This is a genomic window from Vreelandella arcis, from assembly GCF_900103865.1.
In the GTDB taxonomy this organism is placed as follows: Bacteria; Pseudomonadota; Gammaproteobacteria; order Pseudomonadales; family Halomonadaceae; genus Vreelandella; species Vreelandella arcis.
The window spans coordinates 275,407-297,211 of sequence record NZ_FNII01000005.1 but is presented as its reverse complement, the minus strand read 5'-3'; the positions used below and the strand labels follow the sequence as shown (position 1 = coordinate 297,211).

The following is a 21,805-nucleotide window of genomic DNA, read 5'->3' as shown; positions in this document are numbered from 1 at the left end:
GGTTGCAAATTACATGCAGGCTTCGATTTCTTCGAGCGACGGCAAGTTATCGATAGAACGGCTCATGTTGAACGGCACGGTCACATCACGCCAGTTAGCGTAGTGTTCCATGTAGCTGATCATGGAATGATAGACTTTTGCGTGCATCGGGTCTTCACAGGCGCCGCGCAGAATCACTTCGTTGGTCGCGTCTTGAATTGTGGCAAGATCTTCAGCTGATAGGGTACTGATTTCAACGCCATCCTCCTGGAACTTCACCGTCGCTTCAGTCGACTGACGTTCTGACCATGCCAGCGACCATGCCATGGTAGCGTCGGCCGCGATTTTCAGCGTTTCCTGCGTTTCTTCGGACAGTTCGTCCCACGCTTCTTTGTTGATCATGACGCCGAAGACGCTAGCGGATTGGTGCCAGCCCGGCGTTGACCAGTAATCCGCCACTTCTGAGAAGCCGGCATTGTAGTCAACGCCAGGTGTTGAGAATTCACCTGCGTCGATCACGCCACGCTCAATCGCTTGGTACACTTCGCCACCGGCGAGAGTGACCTGTGAGCCGCCCAACTCTTCGAGGACGCGGCCTTGGTCACGGCCAGAGAGGCGTAAGCGCTTGCCTTCGAGGTCAGCAATGCTCTCGATGGGCGTATTGCCCATAAAGCCGGATTCGTTGTTGGTAATACCGTAGGGCAGGTACACCATGTTGTAGTTGCCGTAGACTTCTTGGTAGAGCTCAAAACCGCCCCACTGCTGAATCCAGTTGAGGTAATCAACGCCGTTGAACAGGCTGGTGGTGGTGGCGAGCGGCGAGAATGCGGGGCTAAGGCCGGCCCAGTAACCAGGCCAATCGCCCGAGGCTTGAATAGCGCCGGTTTGGGTGGCGTCAAACACTTCGGTACCAGGCATCAGTGTGCCGCCAGCGCGGAAGTTGATCTGCAGTTCTTCGCCGGCGAGCTTGTTGACCAATTCGACCCAGTGCTGGTCGATTTTGATCAGATCCAGGTTATCGGGCCAGGTGGTGGTCATGGTCCACTCTTGTTGAGCATGGGCCGTCGAGGAAAGTGCGGCTAGTGCGACACCCGCCGCTAGGCCGGTGATGGCAAACTTGGCAGTTTTTTTCATGTTGTAGATCCTGTGGGTCGCCGTTTATTTATTAGATATTTAAGGATGCGGGTAGGGCAGTCAGCGTACTTTACGTTTACGTTAAGGCATGAATGCCCTGCAGTGTTAAATTAGCACACTCTGGCCGTTGCAATGCAACATCAGTTATTTCACAACTAGGAACCAGTAGACGCTCTTCAGACAGTTATTATTTTGCATAAAATCATAATGTTATTATTACTTGAGTGAACTGAATGGCTAGGTTCTAGGTGTGAAAACCGTTGAAAGAGGCGCGCCAATACAACCAAAGTTGCAAGCTGTTCGCCCTATTAAGGAGCCGTTATGCCCCCTTTATCAACTGGCGAAGACGTTGCGTCACGATCGGTCACGCTATTAGCTCAACAGGCGCGGCGATTAGCCAGGCGGCATTGGCGACAGCTGGTGTGGCTACATGGCGATCCCCAACGCTGCCAAGCGCTGGCGTCATCGCTTTGGCGAGCCCTGCCTTGGCATGACCCACTATGGGTAGGCGCGAGCGCGCCCGTAAAGCCTGCTATGAAGGCCAGCCAGACAGTCGCGCGCTTAGGTACCGAACACCAACTTGTTGTGGTGGATGCTCATGCTGAGGCGGGTGGCTTCAACCCTGATGCGCTGGGGGCAATAGGCGGTACCTTAGCAGCGGGAGGACTGTTGGTGCTGCTTACACCCGATAACTGGGGCCAGCAGCCAGACCCGGATTATGCGCGCATCGCCGATTATCCGTGGAGCTGGACGGATCTTACCTCTCACTACTTAGCACGCCTTAGCACTCAACTTGAGGCGTCGGTGGATATTACCCATTGGACGCCTGATGCGCTGCCGAGGCTTGGTCGGCTATGCGCCACGCCACCGCCCCTCGAAGCGCCCAGGGATACTGATTGCATCACCGTGGATCAAGCCGCGGCCGTTAAAGCGTTAGTGGGCATCAAGCGACGTCGACCTATAGTTATCACTGCCGATCGAGGTCGGGGCAAAAGCGCTGCCTTGGGTATTGCCTGTGCTCGCTTGTTGCAGTCGAAAACATCGCGGGTGATGGTCACCGCGCCGCGCTTAGCCGCTGTTGAGAGTCTGTTTGAACGGGTGGCAGCGTTATGCCCCGAGGGGAGTCGCACCGCCGCTGATCGGTTTGTACTCGCCAGTGGAGCAGAGCTTTTGTTCGTTCCGTCCGATGCGCTGGCCGAGCAGGTGTCGGCAGGCACGCTGGGCAGCGATGGGCGTTATTTGATGGTTGATGAAGCCGCGGCGCTACCCGCACCACTGTTAGCGGAGTGGTTGGCGGCCTTTCCACGGATTGCCTTTGCCACCACTGTGCACGGCTATGAAGGCTCAGGGCGCGGATTCGCATTGCGCTTTCGCCATGTGTTGGATGCGCAGACACCGAATTGGAAGGCGCTGACGCTAAACACGCCGGTTCGTTGGCAGGCGTCGGATCCGCTTGAGGCAACGCTCAACCAACTGCTGCTGTTAAACGCACCGTTGCCCGCCGCGAGGGAAGCGTTACCGCCGCCGTCCAGCTCTTACGAGGTGGCTCAGAGTGAGCTAGCCGAGCGCGAGGGCGACCTCGCTCAACTATTCGGTTTGCTGGTCCAGTCTCACTACCGCACCACACCCAGTGACTTGCGCCAACTGCTGGACGGGCCCGGTATGCGCTTGCGGGTTATCGGCCAACGACAACGCCCACAGGCGGTGCTGGTGACCCGCGAAGAAGGGCAGTTTACACGAGACCTTGCAGACCAAGTGGCACGTGGAGAACGTCGGCCCCAAGGGCATTTAATGGCGCAGTCGTTAGCGGCGCATTCGGGATGCCGTGAGGCATTGACGGCGCGTTGGCGTCGCGTGGTGCGCATCGCCAGTCATCCCGATCAGCGTCGTCAAGGACTAGGGCGCGCGTTGCTAGACGACGACCAGCGTGAGGCGGCGGCGCAGGGGGTTATGTTGTATGGCGCGACCTTTGGTGCCGATGCGGGGCTGTTGCGCTTCTGGCGCGCTCAAGGCTTTGTCACAGTGCGCTTAGGCGTTACCCGTGAAGCATCGAGTGGTGAGTTTGCGGTCATGGTGGCCAGCGCTATGAATCAAGCCGGTGAAACGGTGTTGAACGCCCTCCACGAGCGGTTTGTCGCCTCACTGCCCAGCTTGTTGGCATTCGAACTGGCGCGATTACCTGCAGCGGTGGTCAGTCTGCTGATCAACGAGCTGCCGGAACAACCGTTAACCGTCACCGAGTGGCAGGATATTGACGATGTGGCGACGGCCCACCGGTCACCGGCGCTGGCGCGTGCCTCCTTGCAGGCATTGGCGCGTGAGGCGACCCGCTGGCCGCTGTCAGCCGATAGCCAATCAGCGCACCAGCAACTGGCTGCCTGGGCGTTCCAGAATCAACCGCTTGCCGATGCGCCTGGGGATTCAGTGCGTGCGCTGCGCGATGGGGTGCGAGCGTTGCTAGCCCAGCGACCGCTTCCCCCCGCCGTCGGAGACCGTTAAAGTGGCCGGGTTATCCATGATAAAGAGTCCCCATGAACCAACATCTTGATACGTTGACCCCCGCGCTTGTGTGGCGGCATTTTCGCACGTTGTGTAATACGCCACGCCCCTCGGGACATGAGGCAGCGCTCGTCGCGCTGCTGGAGGACTGGGCCGAAGGCATGGGTATCGCCCACGACCGTGATGCCTTTGGTAATTTACGTCTACGTAAGGCGGCGACGCCAGGGTATGAAGGCGTCCCAGGACTCATTTTACAAGGCCATCTGGATATGGTCGCCCAGGCCAATGCCGGGCATGAGCACGATTTTCAACGTGATCCGATTAATACTTATGTAGCCAATGGTTGGCTGCACGCCAACGGTACGACGTTAGGCGCTGATAACGGCTTAGGTGTGGCCGCGATTTTAGCGCTGCTTGAAGACCCTGATCTCACCCACGGGCCGCTGGAGGCGTTGTTTACCCTCGAGGAAGAAACCTCAATGGGGGGCGCGCTGCAGTTGGCCGATAATTGGCTTGAAGGAACCCGGTTATTAAATCTCGATAGCGAAGATCACGGCGAAGTCTTTATTGGCTGTGCGGGTGGGGCCGACGTGGTCGTGGATGCCCAGCTACCCACCAAGGCGCTGGAGTCCGACGAGTGTGTGCTCAAGTTGTCGCTGACCGGCTTGAAAGGTGGCCACTCGGGCATGGATATTCATCAGCCGCTGGGTAACGCGAATCGGCTGTTGGTGCGCGTACTAAGGGCGCTAGAACATGTGGATGCAAGGCTGCTGGATTACCGGGGAGGCACGCTGCGCAACGCTATTCCTCGCGAGGCATTTGCCGAAATTGCCTTGCCCAGCGACGAGCAACAAGAAGCGCTAACTATCATCAATGAATTAGCGCAAACGCTGCGCCGCGAATTGGGTAGCGGCGATGACGGGATGCAACTAGTGGCCGAATCGCTCAGCCCGCAGCAGGACGTTGAGCCATTGACGCTGGATGCCAGTGTCATGCTAGTGGCAGCGTTACACGTGGCGCCGTGCGGCGTCGAGCGGATGAGCGCCGACGTGCCTGGGGTGGTTGAAACGTCTAATAATCTTGGCGTGGTAAGCCTGGCGAAAGGGCGGTTCCACCTGTGTGCCTTGGTACGATCGCTACACGACAGTGCAGTGGCCGCCATGGCGGATCGTTTTAAAGCCCTGTTTGGTCTGATTGGCGCGCGGGTCAATGTGGAGAACAGTTATCCAGGCTGGGTGCCTAACCCGGATGGGGAACTGCTCGAGCGGTTTAAAGCCTGTCACCAGGCACTGCTTGGAAAAGAACCCGAGGTCAAAGTGATCCACGCGGGCCTTGAGTGTGGGATTTTGGGCAGTAAGTACCCGCATCTCGATATGATTTCGTTCGGCCCAACGATTCGCGGTGCGCATTCGCCGGATGAGCGCGTTGAGCTGGCAACGGTAGATGAGTTTTGGCGCTTGCTGAGAACCCTGGTTGAGGCGTTGGCTAAACCTTGAACGTAAAACGGCACCTCGTGGGTGCCGTTTTCATCTCATCTTGATGCTGACTAAGGCTTATTTGCTCAGATAAGCGTTAAGCATCCAGACGGTTTTTTCCTGCTCGCGGATGTAGTCACTCGCTTGTGATGCGGTGCCTTCATCGTCAGCGTCCGACGCAATAGATAGCAATTCGCGCTGCAGTTCAATCAACGCTTGATAGCCGCGCAACACGCCATTAACGCAGGCCGTACCGTCGTGAACGTCTTTATCTTCCTGAATGCGCGACAGCTCAATGTAGTCACTATAAGCGTGTACCGGCTTGTGGCCCAGGGTGAGGATACGTTCGGCGACTTCATCGACTTTAGTGAGCAGGTCGGTGTAAAACTCTTCGAACTTAGCATGCAGCTCGAAAAAATCGTTACCTCTTACGTTCCAGTGGTAGCCCCGGACGTTCATATAAAAAATCTGGTAGTTGGCGAGCAGGTGGTTAAGCTTTTCTGCCAACTGGCTGGCACTGCCTTCGTGAAGGCCGATGCTATTGGTATCGGACATGTCCTGCCTCCTGATTGGCGTCGCCACGCGGCGACAAATGCTGATAGTTAGGGTAAGCGGCAGCGGTTGCATTGCAAAACAAGTTTTTTGCATCACGGCTATAGCGCTTGCGCATTACCCAATAACGGATACTTATTAAGTGCTGGCGAAGCGATCGCTTTTCAAGGGCGAGACGCTTGCCATAGCCGAATCAGGCTTTCGCAGCGCGATTCGAGCAGCTCCGCCGTACGCGGTAGCGCCTCATTTAACGTCATGGGGCCGTCGGCGAGAGCAAAAGCGGCCGTAACCCCTTCATCGAAGCAGGCCTGCCAGCCGTCGCCTAAGCTACCCGCTAGCACAATGACGGGCTTATGTTGTTGCTGGGCCGCTCGGGCTACGCCAATGGGGGTTTTACCCGCGAGGCTTTGGCCGTCCAGGCGTCCCTCGCCGGTAATCACTAAGCCAGCTTCGGCGAGTAAGTCGGAAAAACCGGTTTGTTGCATCAGCAGGTCAATGCCTGGCTTAAGCGTGGCGTTGAGAAACACTCGGGCAGCGAACCCCATGCCGCCTGCCGCCCCAGCACCGGCAAGATTGCGCTCGTCGTGGCCCAACACCTGAGCTGTTATATCGGCAAAATGGCCAAGGGCTTGGTCGAGCTGTTGAACATCGGCGGGCGAAGCGCCTTTCTGGGGCCCAAACACGGCGCTGGCGCCGCGTTTCCCCAACAGCGGGTTATCGACATCGACCGCGGCTTCAACACGCAATTTTCCAAGCCGTGGGTCTAGCCCCTCGAGGGAAAGCGTTGCTAAGTTGGCGAGTGCCGCACCACCGGGGGGCAGCGCTTGACCTTGGCCGTCAAGCAGTTCGGCGCCCAGCGCATGAAGGATCCCGGCACCGCCATCGTTGGTGGCGCTGCCGCCTAATAACAGCAACGCTTTTTCAGCCCCTTGGTCGAGCGCCGCAAGAAACAATTGGCCGACACCATAGGTGGAGGTATGGCGCGCGTCGCGTTCGTGCTCTGCAAGTGATTGCAATCCGCTGGCTTCTGCCAGCTCAATAAACGCGGTACGCTGCTCAGCTAGCCAACCCCACGCTGCCAAACGTGGGCGGCCAAGCGCATCCTGCACTGTTTGGTGGCGTCGCTCAGCGCCCGTGGCGGCGATCAGCGCGTCAAGGCTTCCCTCGCCGCCATCTGCCAGTGGGCAGATGAGTGGGCGAAGATGAGGAGCCGCCCGCTGCGCGCCCCGGGCCATGGCATGCGCCGCGTCCTCGGCACTGAGTGCGTCTTTGAAACTGTCGGGGCAGAACAGAATATGCATGGGCACCATCTCCGTCGATTGTGGTCTGTAAAGCGAGCTTAGCGTGCAGCGCTGCGCCAAACTAGCACCATCCGCCAACCCAAGGAGCGGTTATGAAGTTGACGCCTTTTAGTTTCGTATGTCTACTCGCTCTTGGCGGGTGCCAAGCCGTGCCCTCATCGCTTCCCAGGGCGGAGCCACCTCCCGCAGCGGCGTGCTACTTCCCCATCGATGCACCGTCCACCTTGACCGCCAGCGTCGATGTATTGACCGAGTGGGGGTTCAGCTTGGATGCCAGCGATACCAATTTGGGGCTGCTCAGCGCCAGCCGCACCCAAGAGCTGCATGGCTATTCAGACCTTTACGCATCGCCGCGGTTTCGTTCAGGCTCCGCGTTGCATCTATTCGGCGGGCTGGGTATTGGCGGCGGCACACGATTGGGGATCGGCTTGGGGGGTGGTTTTGGCCAGCCGCCCATTGAGGTAGAACGGGTGTCGCTATTGTGGGATCAGCGTCACATGCGTGTCTCACGTGATATTCGTCGTTTTGATCAATATGGCAGCCTGCGCGAGGGTCGCAGTGCAAGCACTGAGTCGTTCTGCCAGCGTTTACAGCATGCCCTGAGCGCGCAAACGGCCACAGGAGACCGTACACCATGAGATGGATTCACTGGGTCTCGCTAGGCTCGTTAATCGTACTGACCGGTTGTGCGACGACGCCGTCCCCAGAGCCACGCGAATTGGTTTATCAAGCGCCGGCTGAAGAAACCTTTCGCGCGGCGGTTAGCCTGATGGTGGAAGAAGGCTATGTCGTGCGACACGCTGACCTTGATTTAGGTCGTGCGGAAAGCGTGTTGTCGCGCTGGCCGAGATACCGCTTAATTCTCGACGTAGACCCGATGGGCAGTGCAAGCCGAGTACGTATCTCAGCCTGGCGGGGTGAGCAGCCGTTCCCGCCCATCCGCCTGGATCCTTGGTTAGTGGCCCTTCAACAACGGATGGGGCTCGCACCATGACGTTTCCTGTTATCACCTCGCGCGGGTTAGGGCGCTGGTTAGTGGCACTGAGCCTATTGGTCAGCGTCCAGGCAATGGGCCATCCCCATGGTTGGATTGATATCAGCGTGCGCATTCTTACGGATGACGAAGGGCGGGTAACCGGTCTTCATCAAACCTGGCGTATGGATCCCTTTTACAGCTTGGTGGTGTTTGAAGAACTGCAGCGAGTGGAAGGAACAACGCTGGATGCCGGGCTGGACCAACTGGGAAGTGAAATACGCGATAACCTTTCCCAGCAAAACTATTTCACCGAAGTGCGGGTTGATGGCGAGCGACAGCCGCTAGGCGAGGTGAGCGAATACACCGCCATGCAGCGTGATGGACGGCTGACGTTTATTTTTATCCTGCCGCTCTCCGCAGCGCCGTCGCTCAGTGGAAACACCCTGGAATATCAGGTATACGACCCGACTTATTACCTTGAGGTGGTGCACGAAGCAGAAGACGATCAGCCCCGCGACGATGCCCTGGTGTTGCGCGATATGCCGGCGTGTGTGCTAACCGTGCTGCCCGCGGATCCTGATCCTGAACGGGTAATAGCAGCGTCGCGTTTGGATGTGGATGAAAGCGGCGAACCCGGCCTGGGGCGTTTCTTCGCCGAAACGGGCCAAGTGGTGTGCCCATGACCTTGCGGCGTTTATCGTGGCTGTGCCTGTTAGGGTTGGCGCTTATCGTGCTTGGCTACGCGGTCTGGCACGGTGGGCTGTCATCGTTTAGTTACACCTTACTTGGCTGGCAGCGGGAACTGCATCGCGAGCTTACGCTGGCGCTAACCGCATTTTCTCAGGAGTCAGCGGCGACCACATGGTTAGCACTACTGGGCGTGAGCTTTGGTTACGGGGTCTTTCATGCCGCGGGGCCAGGGCACGGTAAAGCCGTGTTGGCGACGTTTTTGATGTCCCACGGTGGCGCAGTGGGTCGCGCGCTGGGGTTATCATTTGCAGCCGCGCTTCTCCAAGGGCTAACGGCCATCGCCTTAGTGGCCGTCCTGGTCTATGGCCTTGGCTGGGTAACGCGCCAGGCAATGGGGAGCGTGGTGTGGGTGGAGTACGTAAGCTTTCTATTGGTGGCTGCCTTGGGCGCATGGCTTTGCTGGCGTGCCATCGGCCAGTTGCGTCGCGCCTACGCTGCTGCCGACCACGACCACGACCACGACCACGACCACGACCACGACCACGACCACGACCACGACCACGACCATCAATGCTGTGGTGGCCACCATATCAGCCCCCAGCAATCGCTTGATTGGCGCACCGCGCTAATGACCGTCGGCGCTATTGGTATGCGGCCGTGTAGCGGGGCCGTGTTGATGCTGGGGGCGGCGGGCTTGTTGGGTCAGTTTGTGGTTGGCGTTGCCGCCGTCGCGGCCATGTCACTGGGCACAGGGCTAACGGTTTCAATGCTAGCCTTGGCCAGTGTCGTGGCGCGGGGCTGGGCCCAGCGGCGTTTAGCGCGGCAAGGTACCACCTATCAGCGCGCGCAGCGGGTGACCGGCTGGGTTGCGCTTGCTGGTGGTATGGTCATTGTTGCGCTAGGCATCTCGCTCTGGGCAGCGGGGGTAGCGCAGCCGGTAGGTGACCCTGTGCTCGGCGCACCACCCACCCAATCCAGCAACCCCCTGACCGGTGATCGCTAGCGCGCAAAGTCGAGCGTATTGATAAGCTCTAACAGGCGCGCCTGCATCGTTGTTAGTTGGCTGGCTGAATAAGGTTCGGCAACGCCATTGCCCCACACAGGTGCCGGCCAAACAGCGTCCTCGTGATAGCGGATCACGACGTGAACGTGCAACTGACTGACCACGTTACCCAGCGTGGCGATATTCACCTTGTCACCGCCAAAGGCGGCTTTCATTGCCTGCCCCAACTGGCTCGCCTCCCGCCATAGTTGCTGCTGTTCGGCAGTGGTCAATTCGAAAACCTCGCTTAGTCCCTCACGACGGGGCACTAGCACAACCCAGGGGTAGCGCGCATCCAGCATCAACAGCGCGCGACACAGTGGCAAATCCGCGAGATGTTGAGTGTCGCACGCCAAGCGTTCATCAAGCACAAACGTCGTCATGGTGTCGTTCCTTTGTTCAGCAATGTTGTGCCGCGTCTTGCCCGAGAAGGCGAAGTTATCAAAAGACTGTTACCCTGAGAGAGTACTTCACTCATACGTTTGAGTCGGAGCATCCCGATATTCAATGATTTGTTAAGGAGAACACTCATGAAAAAACTACTCGCGATGAGCTTCATTCTTTTGATGTCCGCCGGCGCGCTGGCAGGTTGTAACACGATCAGTGGTGCAGGTCAGGACGTTGAAGAAGGCGGTGAAGCCGTTCAAGACGCCGCAAGCTAAACACTGCCTAGCGTCTTTATGGGCCGGCGCTAAGCGTCGGCCTACTGCGTTATATAAAGGGGTGATTCTCTACCTATGACCTCCCCCTATCGCCCAGACAGGCAATCGACTCATGCTCCGCGACCACACCTTCGAGCGATTGGCACAAAGCCTGAAACGCTTCACTGGTGTGCCCAGGGCGTTGGTGCAGCTCAATTTCGACATGCCCTAAGTGAGGCAGCCCCTCGGCTTCCGTTATGATTCGACAGCCTAACGGTACGCTACGCGGTGTTTTAACTGTTATCGCCAGCCCGTTTTGTACCGGAACGTTAATGCCCGTTGGGGATTGGCTGACGTAACGAAGTTCCCAGCGTGTTTCCTCGCGACCTAGCGCGGAGAGGGCGTGCGCCCGAAAAATGCAGCCCTCTGGGTTGAGGGCCAATGGCAGTGTTTGCCATTGCTCAAGCGATGCGTGATCGGCCATGACCCAGACCATCGGCTCCCAGCCGAGTAATTGACCGGATTGGGTGGGTTTATGCCGCACCGACAGCACAATGTCTAATAACCCTTCCTGGAATCGCTTAACCAAGGCGTCACTGATATCACACTGCACTTCTAGTTGAATATGCGGGAACTGAGTTGAGAAGCGGGGGAGTAGATCGGGCAAGTAGGTGGCGGCCTGCTCTTCGGATGTGCCTAGCCGAATGATTTCGCCGTGGGTTTCGCCTTTGAGTAAATCTTTGGCCTCATCTTCCAGCTTGAGCATATGGCGCGCGTAGGGAAGCAGGCGCTCTCCCGCCGCCGTAAGCAAAACGCTCCGGCTGGTGCGCTCAAAAAGCGCTTGGTGCATCTGATCTTCAAGGCGCTTTATTTGTAAGCTCATCGCTGATTGCGTTCGGTGCAGCACTTTACCGGCCGCGCTAAACCCTTGGCATTCTGCAACGGTGACAAACGCGCGTAGTAAATCCGTGTCCATAATGAATGAGTCTTTTAAATGGGTGTTATCTCAACTATTCATTTCTATTATGGAAGAGCCTTCACTAGCCTGTCTATGAGAACATTAATGCGACAGGAGAGTGACCGCTATGCCGATGACGGCGACCGCACAATCCGCCAATGCACTTGACGGGCTGATTGATCTTGAACGATATCCGATCAATGAATTGGCCTCATCCAACGGGGAGGCGTTTATCGCCGACTGCCGTCGCCAGCTAGAAGCAGACGGCTGCGTGGTGCTTAAGAACTTCGTCCCTGAAGAAGCGCTAGCCCGGCTTGAGCGTGAAACGGAACGGCTATCGCCGGACGCTCACTACAACCAAACCGAGACAAACCCCTACAACAGCGACGGCGACCCCTCGCTGCCGGCCAGCCATCCCAAAAATCGTTTTGATGACCGTACCAACGGTTTTGTCGCCGGTGATTGTATCGACCATGACACCATTATTCGCCAGGTGTACGAGAATCCAGCGTTCCAACGTTTTATCGGCGCGGTGGTAGGTCTCGAAACCATCCACCAATACGCTGACCCGCTGGCTGACCTGGTGGTGAATGTGTTGCGCGAGGGCTGCCAGCATCCTTGGCACTACGACACCAACGAGTTCATCGTCACCATGATGACCCGGCAATCCCACGCTGGCGGGCGCTTTGAGTATGCGCCGGGGATTCGTAGCCCCGAGGGGGAAAACTTCGCTGAGGTAGAAAAAGTCATCGATGGTGACCGCTCACGCTTGAAAGCGCTCGATCTTCAGCCGGGTGATTTGCAGATTTTCTTTGGCCGTTATTCGCTCCACCGCGTCACGCCGGTTGAGGGCGATAAAGAGCGCCACACCGTTATCTTCGCCTATGCCAAGGAGCCTGGCTTCGTGGGTCGCCCAGAACGCGCGCAGCGTATCTTCGGCCGCATGGCGCCGGTTCATGAACGAATCCTTAAAGACGGCATGCAGCGTAGCGATAGTCTGGCGGATTAACCTCGCTTCGCCCTCGTTACCTCCTGACCCCACTCCCGATGCGAGATATCCATGAGCATTGTCGAAAGCGAAAGCCTTACTGATAACGAGCCGGATAACATTCCGGTCGTCCCGTCAGCCCCCATGGGCAACGGCGATAGTATTCCCACCGCGTTTGATCCCAAGCAGCTTCGCGCCGGTCGCCTTGAGCGACTGCGTGCCATGATGGCGGAAGAAGGGTACGCGGCGCTGGTGCTGTTTGACCCCAATAACCAGCGTTATGCGACCGGCTCGCGCAACATGTTTGGCTACTTTTTGCGCAACTCAACGCGTTACGTCTACGTGCCGCTGGACGGGCCGATTATTCTGTTCGAATACCCCGGCAGCGCGCATGTTTCCACCTGGCTTGAAACCATCGATGAGGCGCGTACCTCCAAAGTGGTGTGGTCGGCGGTTAATCAGCGCGACGGCATGTCATCTGACCCTTTTGGGGTTGAGATTGCCGATCTAGTCAAAGAACACGGTAAAGGCAACAAAAAAGTCGGGCTCGACCGCTGTGCACTCAACCTAGCGCGTGCGTTAGAAGCGCAAGGGCTTGATGTCTACGATTGCATGCAGGACACGCTGCATTGTCGTCGCATCAAAACGCCCGAGGAAATCGCCTGCTTGGCGCAGTCGATGGCCGCCAGTGAAGCCGCCGTGGCAGAAGTCGAAGCCGCGATTAAACCGGGCATTACCGAAAACGAGCTGTTCGCGATCATGTACGGCGAGGTGATAAGAGGCGGTGGTGAGTTTATCGAAACCCGCTTGCTGTCCTCCGGGCCGCGCACCAATCCTTGGTTTAACGAAGCCAGCGACCGCAAGATCCGCCCCGGTGAACTGGTGGCGCTAGATACCGATACCATCGGCTGCCATGGCTACTACTCGGATTTCTCGCGCACCTTTCATGTTGGGCCGGGCAAGCCATCTTCCTACCAGCGTGAAATATACCGCATGGCCTACGATCAGGTGCAGCACAATATGGGCTTGCTCAAGCCGGGCATTAGCTACCGTGAAATTGCCGAGCAGGCGTGGAAAATCCCCGAGCGGTTTATCGACCGCCGCTACCCCTCGATCATTCACGGGGTGGGGATGCACGGCGAAACCCCGCTGGTGGCTCACCACATGGATTTCGACCGCTTCTCCAAGGACGGTGTTCTCGAGCCGGGTATGGTGGTATCGGTGGAAAGCTACATTGGCGAAGTAGGCGCTGCCGATGGCGTTAAGCTGGAAGAAGAAGTATTGATCACCGAGACTGGTATCGAGCGGCTCTCGCGCTACCCGTTTAACGACGCCTTGCTCAATAGGTAAGTGTCATCGGCCTGACTAGCCGCTAGCGTTACTTCTTCAACGTTAGCGGTATCCCTCCATCAGTTCCCTCACCAGCGGTGTGTCGGCATCGCGGTGGGTAGGTAATTCAAAGCGCGCTTTGGCAATCGCGGTGCGCGATAGATCGGCCACGATCAGCGCCTCTTCGTCGTCGGCTTGCGCGAGCGTTTCACCACCTGGACCGAGAATGCGCGAGCCGCCCCAGAAGTGGCTGTCGCCCTCCGGCCCAAAGCGGTTGGCCATAATGACCGGCGTGCCATAGGTCATGGCGTAAAACCGGGTATTCAACGCCCAGTTTTCTTCATTGGAAAAGTCGTCGCTGACGATGCCGCTGGCCGAGTTGATCGGCGCGCAAAGCACCGTCGGGCGAGCGAGTAGGGCCGCATGCACGAGCGCCGGATTCCATAAGTCGGCACAAATTAGTTGAGTGGCGGACCATCCAGGACAAATATCGGTGTGCGTGAGCTCACTGCCATGGGTAAACCACTTGCCTTCTTCCAACCCGCCATAGGTAGGCAGGTTAAGCTTGCGATGCACGGCCATTAGCTGACCATGCTGAAAGATGGCCAGCGCGTTGTAATACTCACCGGGGCTCGCCTCTTCCACAAAGCCGACCACCACCTGCATAAAGCCGCACGCGTCAGCCAGCGCTTTAAGGCGTGGGTCTTCCAGCGGCATCGCCACCTGCATTACCCGGCTGGCCAGCCGATAGCCCGTTAGCGAAAGTTCGGGGAATACCAGCAGCTCCACACCGTCACGCTGCGCCTCACCTATCAGCGTCAAATGACGCTCAAGGTTATGGTTCACGTCGCCAAGCGTGGTATTGATCTGGGCAGCGCCTACCCGAAGCTTATTTTGATAGTGCATTGGGCTCCCCCATTGAAAAAGCCGCTCCATTGGAGCGGCTTTGTGGCGATATTGTAGCGAAACATTATGCCAGTGCCATGCACGAGCGCCTAGCTGTGTTAGAGCAGATCGTTTTCTTCGAGGAAGCTTCTTGATACGTCTTCGATTGACTCGCGCTCGACATCCACGCTGGCATTGAGTTCGGCCATGGTTTCGTCATCGAGCAGCGCCGAGAGTTTATTCATCTGGTCGGCAAGTTCGGGATTAGCTTCCAGGGTTTCCGTGCGTACTACCGGGGCGAGGGCATAAGCCGGGAAAAAGCCCTGGTCGTCTTCGAGTACGTAAAAGTCAAAGGCAGGGATGCGACCGTCGGTGGCAAACACAAGGCCAACGTCGACTTCTTCATCACGCAGCGCTTGATATACCAAGCCTGTATCCATGCGGCTCACTTCGCTGCGACCTACGCGAAAATCGTAGGCTTCCATTAGCGGGCGCCAGCCATCTTCACGGGCGTAGAATTCAGCGTTAAGCGCAAAGGTCAGGCCTTCCTCATTATTGACCGCTTCGGCCAGATCGGAGAGCGTTTCGATGCCACGTTCCTCGGCGGCCGCTTCGCGCATGGCAAGCGCATAGGTGTTGTTGGCATCCGACGGCTCAAGCCAGGTTAGGCCTTTCTCGGCATCGAGTTCCTTGACCCGTTGGTAGGTTTCTTCAGGGCTTAGGCTTTCGCTGATGTCGTTGTAGTTGATCAGTGACGTGCCGGTGTATTCCCAATAAAGGTCAATCTGACCGTTTTCCTGGGCTTGGCGCAGAATGGCCGAGCCCATGCCTGCGCGGCTATCAACATCGTAGCCGAGGCTGTCCAGATACTGGGTGGTCATGGTGGCGAGGATCTGCTGCTCGGTAAAGTTCTTACCGCCAACGCTGATTTCGTTGGCGTTAGCCAGCGAGACGCTGCTCGCCAGGGCAATGCTTGTGAGTGCGGTGGTGAGTGTTTTCATTATCGAATCCTTCTTTTGTTAGTGAAACGTCTGTGGTGGTGAAACTTAAGCGCGACCGGGGTTGACCCCACGGGGCACAATGAGAAAAGCAATAGTTGCAATCAGCGCATCGACCACGATCGCCAACAGTGCGGTGGGAATGGCACCGGAAAGCATCATGACCGGGTCGTAAAGATCAATGCCGGTAAAAATCAGCTCACCGAGACCGCCAGCGCCGATCAAAAACGCCAGTGGAACCGTGCCTACATTGATGGTGAGTGCTGTGCGCATTCCCGCAAAAATCACGTAGAGGGCATTGGGCAGCTCGACTTTGAAAAGCCGCTGCATGGGTGACATGCCAATACCGGCAGCGGCCTCCATCAGTGCCGGGTTAACACCTTTTAACCCGGCATAGGTGTTACGCGTAATCGGTAACAGCGTGGCGACAAAAAGACCAAACACCGCAGGCAACACGCCAATGCCTAGAAAGCTCATCGACAGCGCGAGCACCGCCAGGGTGGGGATAGTGGTGCCTACGTTGAGCACTTGCATGAGTGACTCGGCCACTCTGGCCATGCTCGGGCGGGAGAGCAAAACACCCAGCGGAATGGCGACGATGATCGCTAGGCTACCCGACATCGCCGTGAGCCAGATATGCTGAACCATCAAATACTGGACGTCAGGCAGATACCAGATGAACTCATCAATAACACCGCTCGACTGGCTCCATACACCGGCGAAAAAAATAGCCACTAGCACCAGTACCTTTAGCGCCCCTTTTATGGATCGAATAGGCATGGTTACTCCTTAATGGCCGCCGATGGCTTGCGATCATCCCCCTGGCGAGCGCGGTAGCGTGCGCCTAAGTGGCTGGTCATGGCGCGCTGGGTAATTTGCCCACACACCGTGCCTTCTTTATCGACGCAGGGCAGCCAGGTTTGGTCGTGGGCAAACATCAATGAGGCGGCTTTGCGTAGGTCATCGTCGAGATCGACAACCGCCGGGACGGCTTGGAAGTGGTCGCGGCAGTAGCCTTTGGTGGTGCGGGCGATGGAGCGGTTAATAATACCGGCAGGCTGTTTTCGCTCGTTGACCATCAGGATGGCATTTTGGTAGCCGTAGTCGTCGATTTTGGCGAGCGCGCTTTCTAGCGTGTCGCTGGGGATGACCGTGCCGATCTCATCGGTGACAATCTCGCGCACTTTGACTAGATTAAGGCGCTTGAGCGCACGGTCTTCGCCGAGGAAGGATTCCACAAAGGCGTTTTTGGGCGCTGCGAGTAAATCATCAGGCGTGGAGTACTGAACCAACTTCCCCTCACGGAAAACCGCCACGCGGTCGCCCATTTTGATCGCTTCATCGATGTCGTGGCTAACGAACATGATGGTTTTGTTGAGATCCTGCTGCATCTTCAGGAACTCATCTTGAATGACGGCACGGTTGATCGGGTCGATGGCCCCGAAAGGTTCGTCCATCAACATCACCGGCGGGTCGGCGGCGAGTGCACGAGCAACCCCGATACGTTGCTGCTGGCCACCCGATAATTCGCTGGGGAAGCGCTTTAGAAACGCATCCGGCTCCAGCGCAATCATCGCCATCATTTCACGTGCCCGTGCCTTGTATTTGGTCTTATCCCAGCCTAACAGCTTGGGCACAATGGTGATGTTTTCCTCGATGGTCATGTTGGGAAACAGCCCGATCTGCTGGATCACATAGCCAATGTTGCGGCGCAGTGTCTGGGTGTCGAGGCCGGTGGTATCGTCGCCATTGATAAACACTTTGCCGGAAGTGGGCTTAACGATCCGATTGATCATCTTAAGTGTGGTGGTCTTGCCGCAACCCGATGGCCCTAAGAGGACGCAGATTTCCCCTTCCGGCACTTCCATATCGATATGGTCAGCGGCCACCACCGCGCCTTTCTGTGTATCGAACACCTTTGTCAGGCTTTCAAGTCGAATCATATGGGTGTCTCTTATATTAAAAATTACATCAGGAAAGAGGCGTTAGGTCGCCGCGGCCTCACGGCTCATCCCTCTAGGGGTTAGGCGCTTTTGTAGATACAACAGCGAATAGTCAACGATAATGGCCAGCAGGCTCACGGCGATCGCGCCGACGATTAGCTGGCGCGGATCAGACTGAGAAATACCCCGGCTGATAAAGGTGCCTAACCCACCAGCGCCGATATAGGCAGCAATCGCCATGACGCCAATATTGAGAACCACGGCCGTGCGAACCCCCGCCATGATGACCGGTATGGCGAGTGGAATTTCAACCAAACGCAAGCGCTGATTGGGGCTCATGCCGATGCCCCTAGCGGCTTCTCGCAAGGCGGGGCTAACGTTATTAATCGCCGTGTAGGTGTTGCGGATGATAGGAAGCTGGGAGTAGAGCAGGACTGCGATGACCGCAGGTACATAGCCGATGCCGTGCCCAATCAGCGACAGCACAGGAATCATGATGCCAAAAAGCGCAATTGACGGGATAGTGACGATAATGGAAGCCATATACAGCACCCCCTGAGCCACCCGCTCGTTTTTGGTGATGGCGATACCTATCGGCACCCCGGTCAAGGTGGCAATGCCCACTGCAACGCCAACCAAGGCAATATGCTCTATCGTGCGCGAAAGCAGCAGGCTTGCATTGTCTAGGGCATACTGAAGTAGTTCCAAACGCAGCCTCCTTATTATAAAAATGGTGAGTGGCCAGAACGCCGTCCGTCAGGAGGCATCGCCCCTTTAGGGCTCTTTATGGAAGGAAGAAGCTTAACAAAAGGGTAGCGCGATTATTGGTAATAAGGATGACGATGCGAAATAGGCTGAATTAGCAGACGTTATATTGGTTCGTCATGAGCGTGTTTTAACCAATAGCTTCCCTGGGGTAAGAAAGGCCTGGGCCCGTGCAATACAGGGCTGAGGTCTTAAGAGCTGGCCAAAAGAAGCGCCTAACTAATGGGGGAAGTTCACCCCAACGACGGTATTACTCTAGTCATGTCGAATTTCTGCCCACCCTTACCGATGTTTGCGCAGAAGAGCCTTAGAATCTTGTCTGCTAGGCTGTCTTGTTAGGGTTTCATCAGATTTTCCAGCTCATCCGCTCGCTGGATAGTTTCGTTTAGCACGCACGCATTGGCGTTTACGCGCGCCAGCGTCCCCCCTTCAGGATCGGCATAAAAGGCGCAGTTGGCTTCCTTGTACTTAATCCACGCTCGTTGGGCGGTAAGCAACTGCTCGCGACGACGACTGCTTAACTGGCTGCGAAGCCGCTGGTAGTTTTCATTGAGCCTCTGGTCCTGGCGTTCATACTCACTTGAGATGCAAGTGATGATGTCGAGTGTGCTGATGGCCTTCTGCATACACGCCGCATGCGATTGCGATGGTTCCTCGCCGTAAGCGGTAGCACTAACCAGCAGGGTAGCGCCAAGTAGATAGTGCCGAATGCGTTGACGTTGCATGGATTTATTTATCTCCTTCAAAGAGGAAAAAGTGCTCACGCCTGTGGAGGTGGGAGAGCAGGCTTTTCATAGCAATGAGTCATGACAATAGCTTACCTATTGCCTCAGTTGTTGCACTTGCTCATAGAGACCCGGTATAAGGCCTGAAGGTGTCTATGAAAGCGGGAACAATGTTTTGGGCGTTCTCACACCCGCCACAATCAGAGCGTAGCAAGTCTGGCGCGGCAAAGCTGCTAAGCCAACGGCTTTATCCACATGGAGATTGTCAAATGCCATTTCATTTCAAGCCCGCGTGTGTCGGTATGGCCGCGTGTAGCCTACTGGTAGCAGGGCCAAGCTTGGCTAGTGCGGAGCGTCTTGAGTCCGATCTTATGGCTCTCTTTGCCAACGGTGAACTGAGTCTTGGGGATGTCTCAAAAGCAACGATGCGTGACCGATTCACAGCGGAGGACATCGTTTATGAAACGCTCGAAGGGGAGCGTCTCCAGGTCGAGCGTTATATTGTCATCGGTAACTACGATAACCCTGATGAGGTTCGCTTGGAGGGCGTCCGCGTCGAAGACAGCCTTACTGAGCTGCCGCTATTGAGCTTTGAGAGCCTGGTCTTGGGGAAGCCGGGCATGGCGGTCTTCACCGATGAGGCGATGCGAGAGACGCCTCTGCATCTAGCAAGTTTTAGTGTTGATGGCATAGCGCTGGATCTTAATTCTGACCTAGCCAGTGAGATTGTCGACGAGTTTGATATTCACCAGAGTTCTGGGCGTCTAAAGATTGCTAAAGTGCGCGGTGAAGCCCTCTCGGCGGATGCTTTAGGCATGCTCGAATTCAGCGGCGTGGCGATGCATAGTGAGGATCTGGGTGATTTTGGAAGTGGCTCTTTCATTCTGGAGCGGATGCGTATCGACGATCTTCGCGGAATGCAGAGTGAACAGGAGGAGCATCTAGGCGCCATGTTGTTCGAGAACATGGCCATCGAGAGTGATGCGCTGGTCGCATCATTTGGTAATTTTCGGGTCGATGGCGATTTCAATGACGGTGAAGGTGGCATATGGCTAGAGACGTTTGAACTCGATCTCAACCGAATGATCACTTTGGCTCCTCCTGATGAACGCACCGAAATGCGCATGGTCAGCAATGTGCTGACCGATGGCAGCGGCAAGCTTGCCCTTGACGCTCACTTTACGGGACGCTGGGAAGAGCAAGAGAGCCACAGCGTGCTAGGCGGAGATAGCCGTATCACGCTAAATGATGCGTTGGGCCTGAGTCTTGATCTCAATTTGCCGATGGTGCTGCCAGAGAATGTCGCGCCCATGGATGCTCTACGTGATACCCGCCTGCTTGATACGGCCACACTGCTTGGCGGTGATATCGCGCTAACGCTGGATGATGAAGGCCTCCTGGAACGGCTGGTCATCTTGGGCGCGACGATGGAGGGCGTGCCAGAGGCTCAGATTGTTGAGATGGCCCGTACCCAGGCGCAGGGTTTCGGCATGATGTTTGGCCCTGAAATCCAGTCGGTAATGATGGGTATGGTCGAATTGCTTGAAGGCAGTGCTAGCCAACTGATGCTCGATATCACACTGCCAACTGAAAGCAACTTGCAGACCTACACCGAAGACCTGCTGGGTCTGCCAAGCCAGCTTTCCGTTCAGGTAGAAACGCGCTGAAGCGATCCTTCTGTCGGTAACGGCTTTTCTGATCGCTCCCCACAAAACCCCAGGCAAATAAAAAAGGCAGATCAGTAAGTAACTGATCTGCCTCTCTAAATATTGGTAGCGGGGACCGGATTTGAACCGATGACCTTCGGGTTATGAGCCCGACGAGCTACCAGACTGCTCCACCCCGCATCAACGTGTGGCGTATTCTACGCTTTTTTGACGTTTCGTCAATAGGCATTTTAAAACGTTTGGCCTATAGCCGATGATGGCTTTGGTACTGCAACATATGGAGAGTAGCGCTATGCTAAATAAAGTAACAAGAACAATGCTGACTCTCGGTTGGTCGCGCCTAATGATGCGATTTTCCGTTGGTACTTAAGCGCTAAGGCGCTTTTCATAATGGCTTGTGGTTTATGTTGAACAACGCCCAAGTCATTCGTTATATCAGGGAGGTAGTCAATGGCCAATCAAGCCCCCGTCGCCTGGGTAACTGGTGGAACTGGTGGTATCGGTACGGCGATTTGCCGTTCGTTGGCAGATGCGGGTTATCTGGTCGTGGCGGGTTATCACAACCCCGAGAAGGCCAAAACCTGGCTGGCATCGCAGCAAGCGGACGGTTACAACAATATTGCGTTATCCGGTGTCGACCTCGCCGACCATCAAGCCTGCCTGCAAGGTGCCCAGCAAATCATAGAGGAACATGGACCTATCAGCGTGTTGGTCAACTGCGCGGGGATTACCCGTGACGGCACCATGAAAAAAATGTCCTACGAACAGTGGCATGAGGTAATCGATACCAACCTTAATAGTGTGTTTAATACCTGCCGCAGCGTGATTGAGACGATGCTCGAGCACGGTTACGGACGTATTATCAACATTTCCTCGATCAATGGCCGCAAAGGCCAGTTTGGCCAAGTGAATTATGCGGCGGCGAAGGCGGGTATGCATGGCTTAACCATGTCGCTTGCCCAGGAGACAGCGACCAAAGGCATTACCGTGAATACCGTATCGCCAGGCTACATAGCCACCGATATGATTATGAATATTCCTGAAAAAGTGCGCGAGGCGATCCGTGAGACGATCCCCGTCAAGCGTTACGGTACGCCAGAAGAAATTGGACGTCTTGTGACGTTTTTAGCCGATAAGGAGTCCGGGTTTATCACCGGGGCTAACATTGATATTAACGGTGGCCAGTTCATGGGATAAGCCCCGTGTGACTTGGCCCAAGACGAAAAAGCCAGCGAGGATGTGCCTCGCTGGCTTTTGT

22 protein-coding genes and 1 tRNA gene are annotated in these 21,805 nt (G+C 56.4%); 11 read left to right on the top strand and 12 right to left on the bottom strand.

Translation table 11 applies throughout. The features are described from left to right. Positions 1-9: 9 nt before the first annotated feature. A complete protein-coding gene (dctP, locus tag BLR97_RS08195; protein ID WP_089704728.1) occupies positions 10-1,113 on the bottom strand; it encodes a TRAP transporter substrate-binding protein DctP in 1,104 nt (367 codons plus the stop codon). A gap of 321 nt (positions 1,114-1,434) precedes the next feature. On the opposite strand from dctP, the gene BLR97_RS08190 reads away from it, so the two are divergent. Then, on the top strand, positions 1,435-3,612 hold the full coding sequence (locus BLR97_RS08190) for a tRNA(Met) cytidine acetyltransferase TmcA domain-containing protein (protein ID WP_089704725.1): 2,178 nt from the start codon (positions 1,435-1,437) through the stop codon (positions 3,610-3,612). A gap of 32 nt (positions 3,613-3,644) precedes the next feature. Continuing rightward, positions 3,645-5,108, top strand: a complete 1,464-nt coding sequence (locus BLR97_RS08185; RefSeq protein WP_089704722.1) for an aminoacyl-histidine dipeptidase — start codon at positions 3,645-3,647, stop codon at positions 5,106-5,108. Positions 5,109-5,165: 57 nt separating this feature from the next. On the opposite strand, the gene BLR97_RS08180 is transcribed toward BLR97_RS08185, so the two are convergent. Next, positions 5,166-5,642: a Dps family protein gene (locus BLR97_RS08180; RefSeq protein ID WP_089704719.1), complete on the bottom strand. Its 477-nt coding sequence runs from the start codon at positions 5,640-5,642 to the stop codon at positions 5,166-5,168. 161 nt (positions 5,643-5,803) lie between these two features. Next, positions 5,804-6,940, bottom strand: coding sequence for a glycerate kinase (locus tag BLR97_RS08175; RefSeq protein ID WP_089704716.1), 1,137 nt, complete (start codon positions 6,938-6,940; stop codon positions 5,804-5,806). A gap of 92 nt (positions 6,941-7,032) precedes the next feature. Between BLR97_RS08175 and BLR97_RS08170 the strand changes: the two genes are divergently transcribed. The 4 genes from BLR97_RS08170 to BLR97_RS08155 are packed head-to-tail and all read left to right on the top strand — an operon-like array spanning position 7,033 to position 9,609. Next, positions 7,033-7,578: a hypothetical protein gene (locus BLR97_RS08170; RefSeq protein ID WP_089704713.1), complete on the top strand. Its 546-nt coding sequence runs from the start codon at positions 7,033-7,035 to the stop codon at positions 7,576-7,578. Continuing rightward, a complete protein-coding gene (locus BLR97_RS08165) occupies positions 7,575-7,934 on the top strand; it encodes a hypothetical protein (RefSeq protein WP_089704709.1) in 360 nt (119 codons plus the stop codon). The genes BLR97_RS08170 and BLR97_RS08165 overlap by 4 nt, the downstream gene beginning before the upstream one ends. Beyond that, the gene (locus BLR97_RS08160) at positions 7,931-8,599 is read left to right on the top strand and encodes a DUF1007 family protein (RefSeq protein ID WP_089704706.1); all 669 of its coding nucleotides are present in this window, start codon (positions 7,931-7,933) and stop codon (positions 8,597-8,599) included. The genes BLR97_RS08165 and BLR97_RS08160 overlap by 4 nt, the downstream gene beginning before the upstream one ends. Then, positions 8,596-9,609, top strand: coding sequence for a nickel/cobalt transporter (locus tag BLR97_RS08155; protein WP_089704703.1), 1,014 nt, complete (start codon positions 8,596-8,598; stop codon positions 9,607-9,609). The genes BLR97_RS08160 and BLR97_RS08155 overlap by 4 nt, the downstream gene beginning before the upstream one ends. Here BLR97_RS08155 and BLR97_RS08150 read toward each other — a convergent pair. Next, entirely contained in the window at positions 9,606-10,031 is a 426-nt protein-coding gene (locus BLR97_RS08150; RefSeq protein ID WP_089704700.1) for an HIT domain-containing protein, read from the bottom strand. The two genes, BLR97_RS08155 and BLR97_RS08150, sit on opposite strands and share 4 nt — an antisense overlap. A gap of 147 nt (positions 10,032-10,178) precedes the next feature. Between BLR97_RS08150 and BLR97_RS08145 the strand changes: the two genes are divergently transcribed. After that, positions 10,179-10,310, top strand: coding sequence for an entericidin A/B family lipoprotein (locus tag BLR97_RS08145; protein WP_089704697.1), 132 nt, complete (start codon positions 10,179-10,181; stop codon positions 10,308-10,310). A gap of 73 nt (positions 10,311-10,383) precedes the next feature. Here BLR97_RS08145 and BLR97_RS08140 read toward each other — a convergent pair whose 3' ends face one another. Further along, on the bottom strand, positions 10,384-11,265 hold the full coding sequence (locus tag BLR97_RS08140; protein ID WP_089704694.1) for a LysR family transcriptional regulator: 882 nt from the start codon (positions 11,263-11,265) through the stop codon (positions 10,384-10,386). A gap of 109 nt (positions 11,266-11,374) precedes the next feature. Here BLR97_RS08140 and BLR97_RS08135 point away from each other — a divergent pair, with 109 nt between their 5' ends. Continuing rightward, positions 11,375-12,256: a HalD/BesD family halogenase gene (locus BLR97_RS08135; RefSeq protein ID WP_089704691.1), complete on the top strand. Its 882-nt coding sequence runs from the start codon at positions 11,375-11,377 to the stop codon at positions 12,254-12,256. A 51-nt stretch (positions 12,257-12,307) separates the two neighbouring features. Next, positions 12,308-13,585 (top strand): M24 family metallopeptidase, encoded by a 1,278-nt coding sequence (locus BLR97_RS08130; RefSeq protein ID WP_089704688.1) that lies wholly within the window; start codon positions 12,308-12,310, stop codon positions 13,583-13,585. A 42-nt stretch (positions 13,586-13,627) separates the two neighbouring features. Here the strand turns inward: BLR97_RS08130 and BLR97_RS08125 are convergent, their stop codons facing one another. From BLR97_RS08125 to BLR97_RS08100, 6 genes are all read right to left on the bottom strand, one after another. Beyond that, positions 13,628-14,470, bottom strand: coding sequence for a nitrilase-related carbon-nitrogen hydrolase (locus BLR97_RS08125; protein ID WP_089704685.1), 843 nt, complete (start codon positions 14,468-14,470; stop codon positions 13,628-13,630). Positions 14,471-14,568: 98 nt separating this feature from the next. Continuing rightward, complete coding sequence (locus BLR97_RS08120; protein ID WP_089704682.1) at positions 14,569-15,450, bottom strand: glycine betaine ABC transporter substrate-binding protein; 882 nt, start codon at positions 15,448-15,450, stop codon at positions 14,569-14,571. Positions 15,451-15,495: 45 nt separating this feature from the next. Continuing rightward, the gene (locus tag BLR97_RS08115; RefSeq protein WP_089704680.1) at positions 15,496-16,227 is read right to left on the bottom strand and encodes an ABC transporter permease; all 732 of its coding nucleotides are present in this window, start codon (positions 16,225-16,227) and stop codon (positions 15,496-15,498) included. A gap of 2 nt (positions 16,228-16,229) precedes the next feature. Then, the gene (locus tag BLR97_RS08110; protein ID WP_089704677.1) at positions 16,230-17,390 is read right to left on the bottom strand and encodes an ABC transporter ATP-binding protein; all 1,161 of its coding nucleotides are present in this window, start codon (positions 17,388-17,390) and stop codon (positions 16,230-16,232) included. 42 nt (positions 17,391-17,432) lie between these two features. Continuing rightward, positions 17,433-18,098 (bottom strand): ABC transporter permease, encoded by a 666-nt coding sequence (locus tag BLR97_RS08105; RefSeq protein WP_089704674.1) that lies wholly within the window; start codon positions 18,096-18,098, stop codon positions 17,433-17,435. A 392-nt stretch (positions 18,099-18,490) separates the two neighbouring features. Further along, positions 18,491-18,880, bottom strand: a complete 390-nt coding sequence (locus BLR97_RS08100) for a lysozyme inhibitor LprI family protein (RefSeq protein ID WP_089704671.1) — start codon at positions 18,878-18,880, stop codon at positions 18,491-18,493. Positions 18,881-19,149: 269 nt separating this feature from the next. On the opposite strand from BLR97_RS08100, the gene BLR97_RS08095 reads away from it, so the two are divergent. Continuing rightward, positions 19,150-20,547: a hypothetical protein gene (locus BLR97_RS08095; protein WP_089704668.1), complete on the top strand. Its 1,398-nt coding sequence runs from the start codon at positions 19,150-19,152 to the stop codon at positions 20,545-20,547. A 103-nt stretch (positions 20,548-20,650) separates the two neighbouring features. On the opposite strand, the gene BLR97_RS08090 is transcribed toward BLR97_RS08095, so the two are convergent. Continuing rightward, positions 20,651-20,727, bottom strand: a tRNA-Met gene (locus tag BLR97_RS08090). Between the two features lie 270 nt (positions 20,728-20,997). Between BLR97_RS08090 and phbB the strand changes: the two genes are divergently transcribed. Beyond that, complete coding sequence (gene phbB, locus BLR97_RS08085; protein WP_089704665.1) at positions 20,998-21,744, top strand: acetoacetyl-CoA reductase; 747 nt, start codon at positions 20,998-21,000, stop codon at positions 21,742-21,744. Positions 21,745-21,805: the final 61 nt, after the last annotated feature.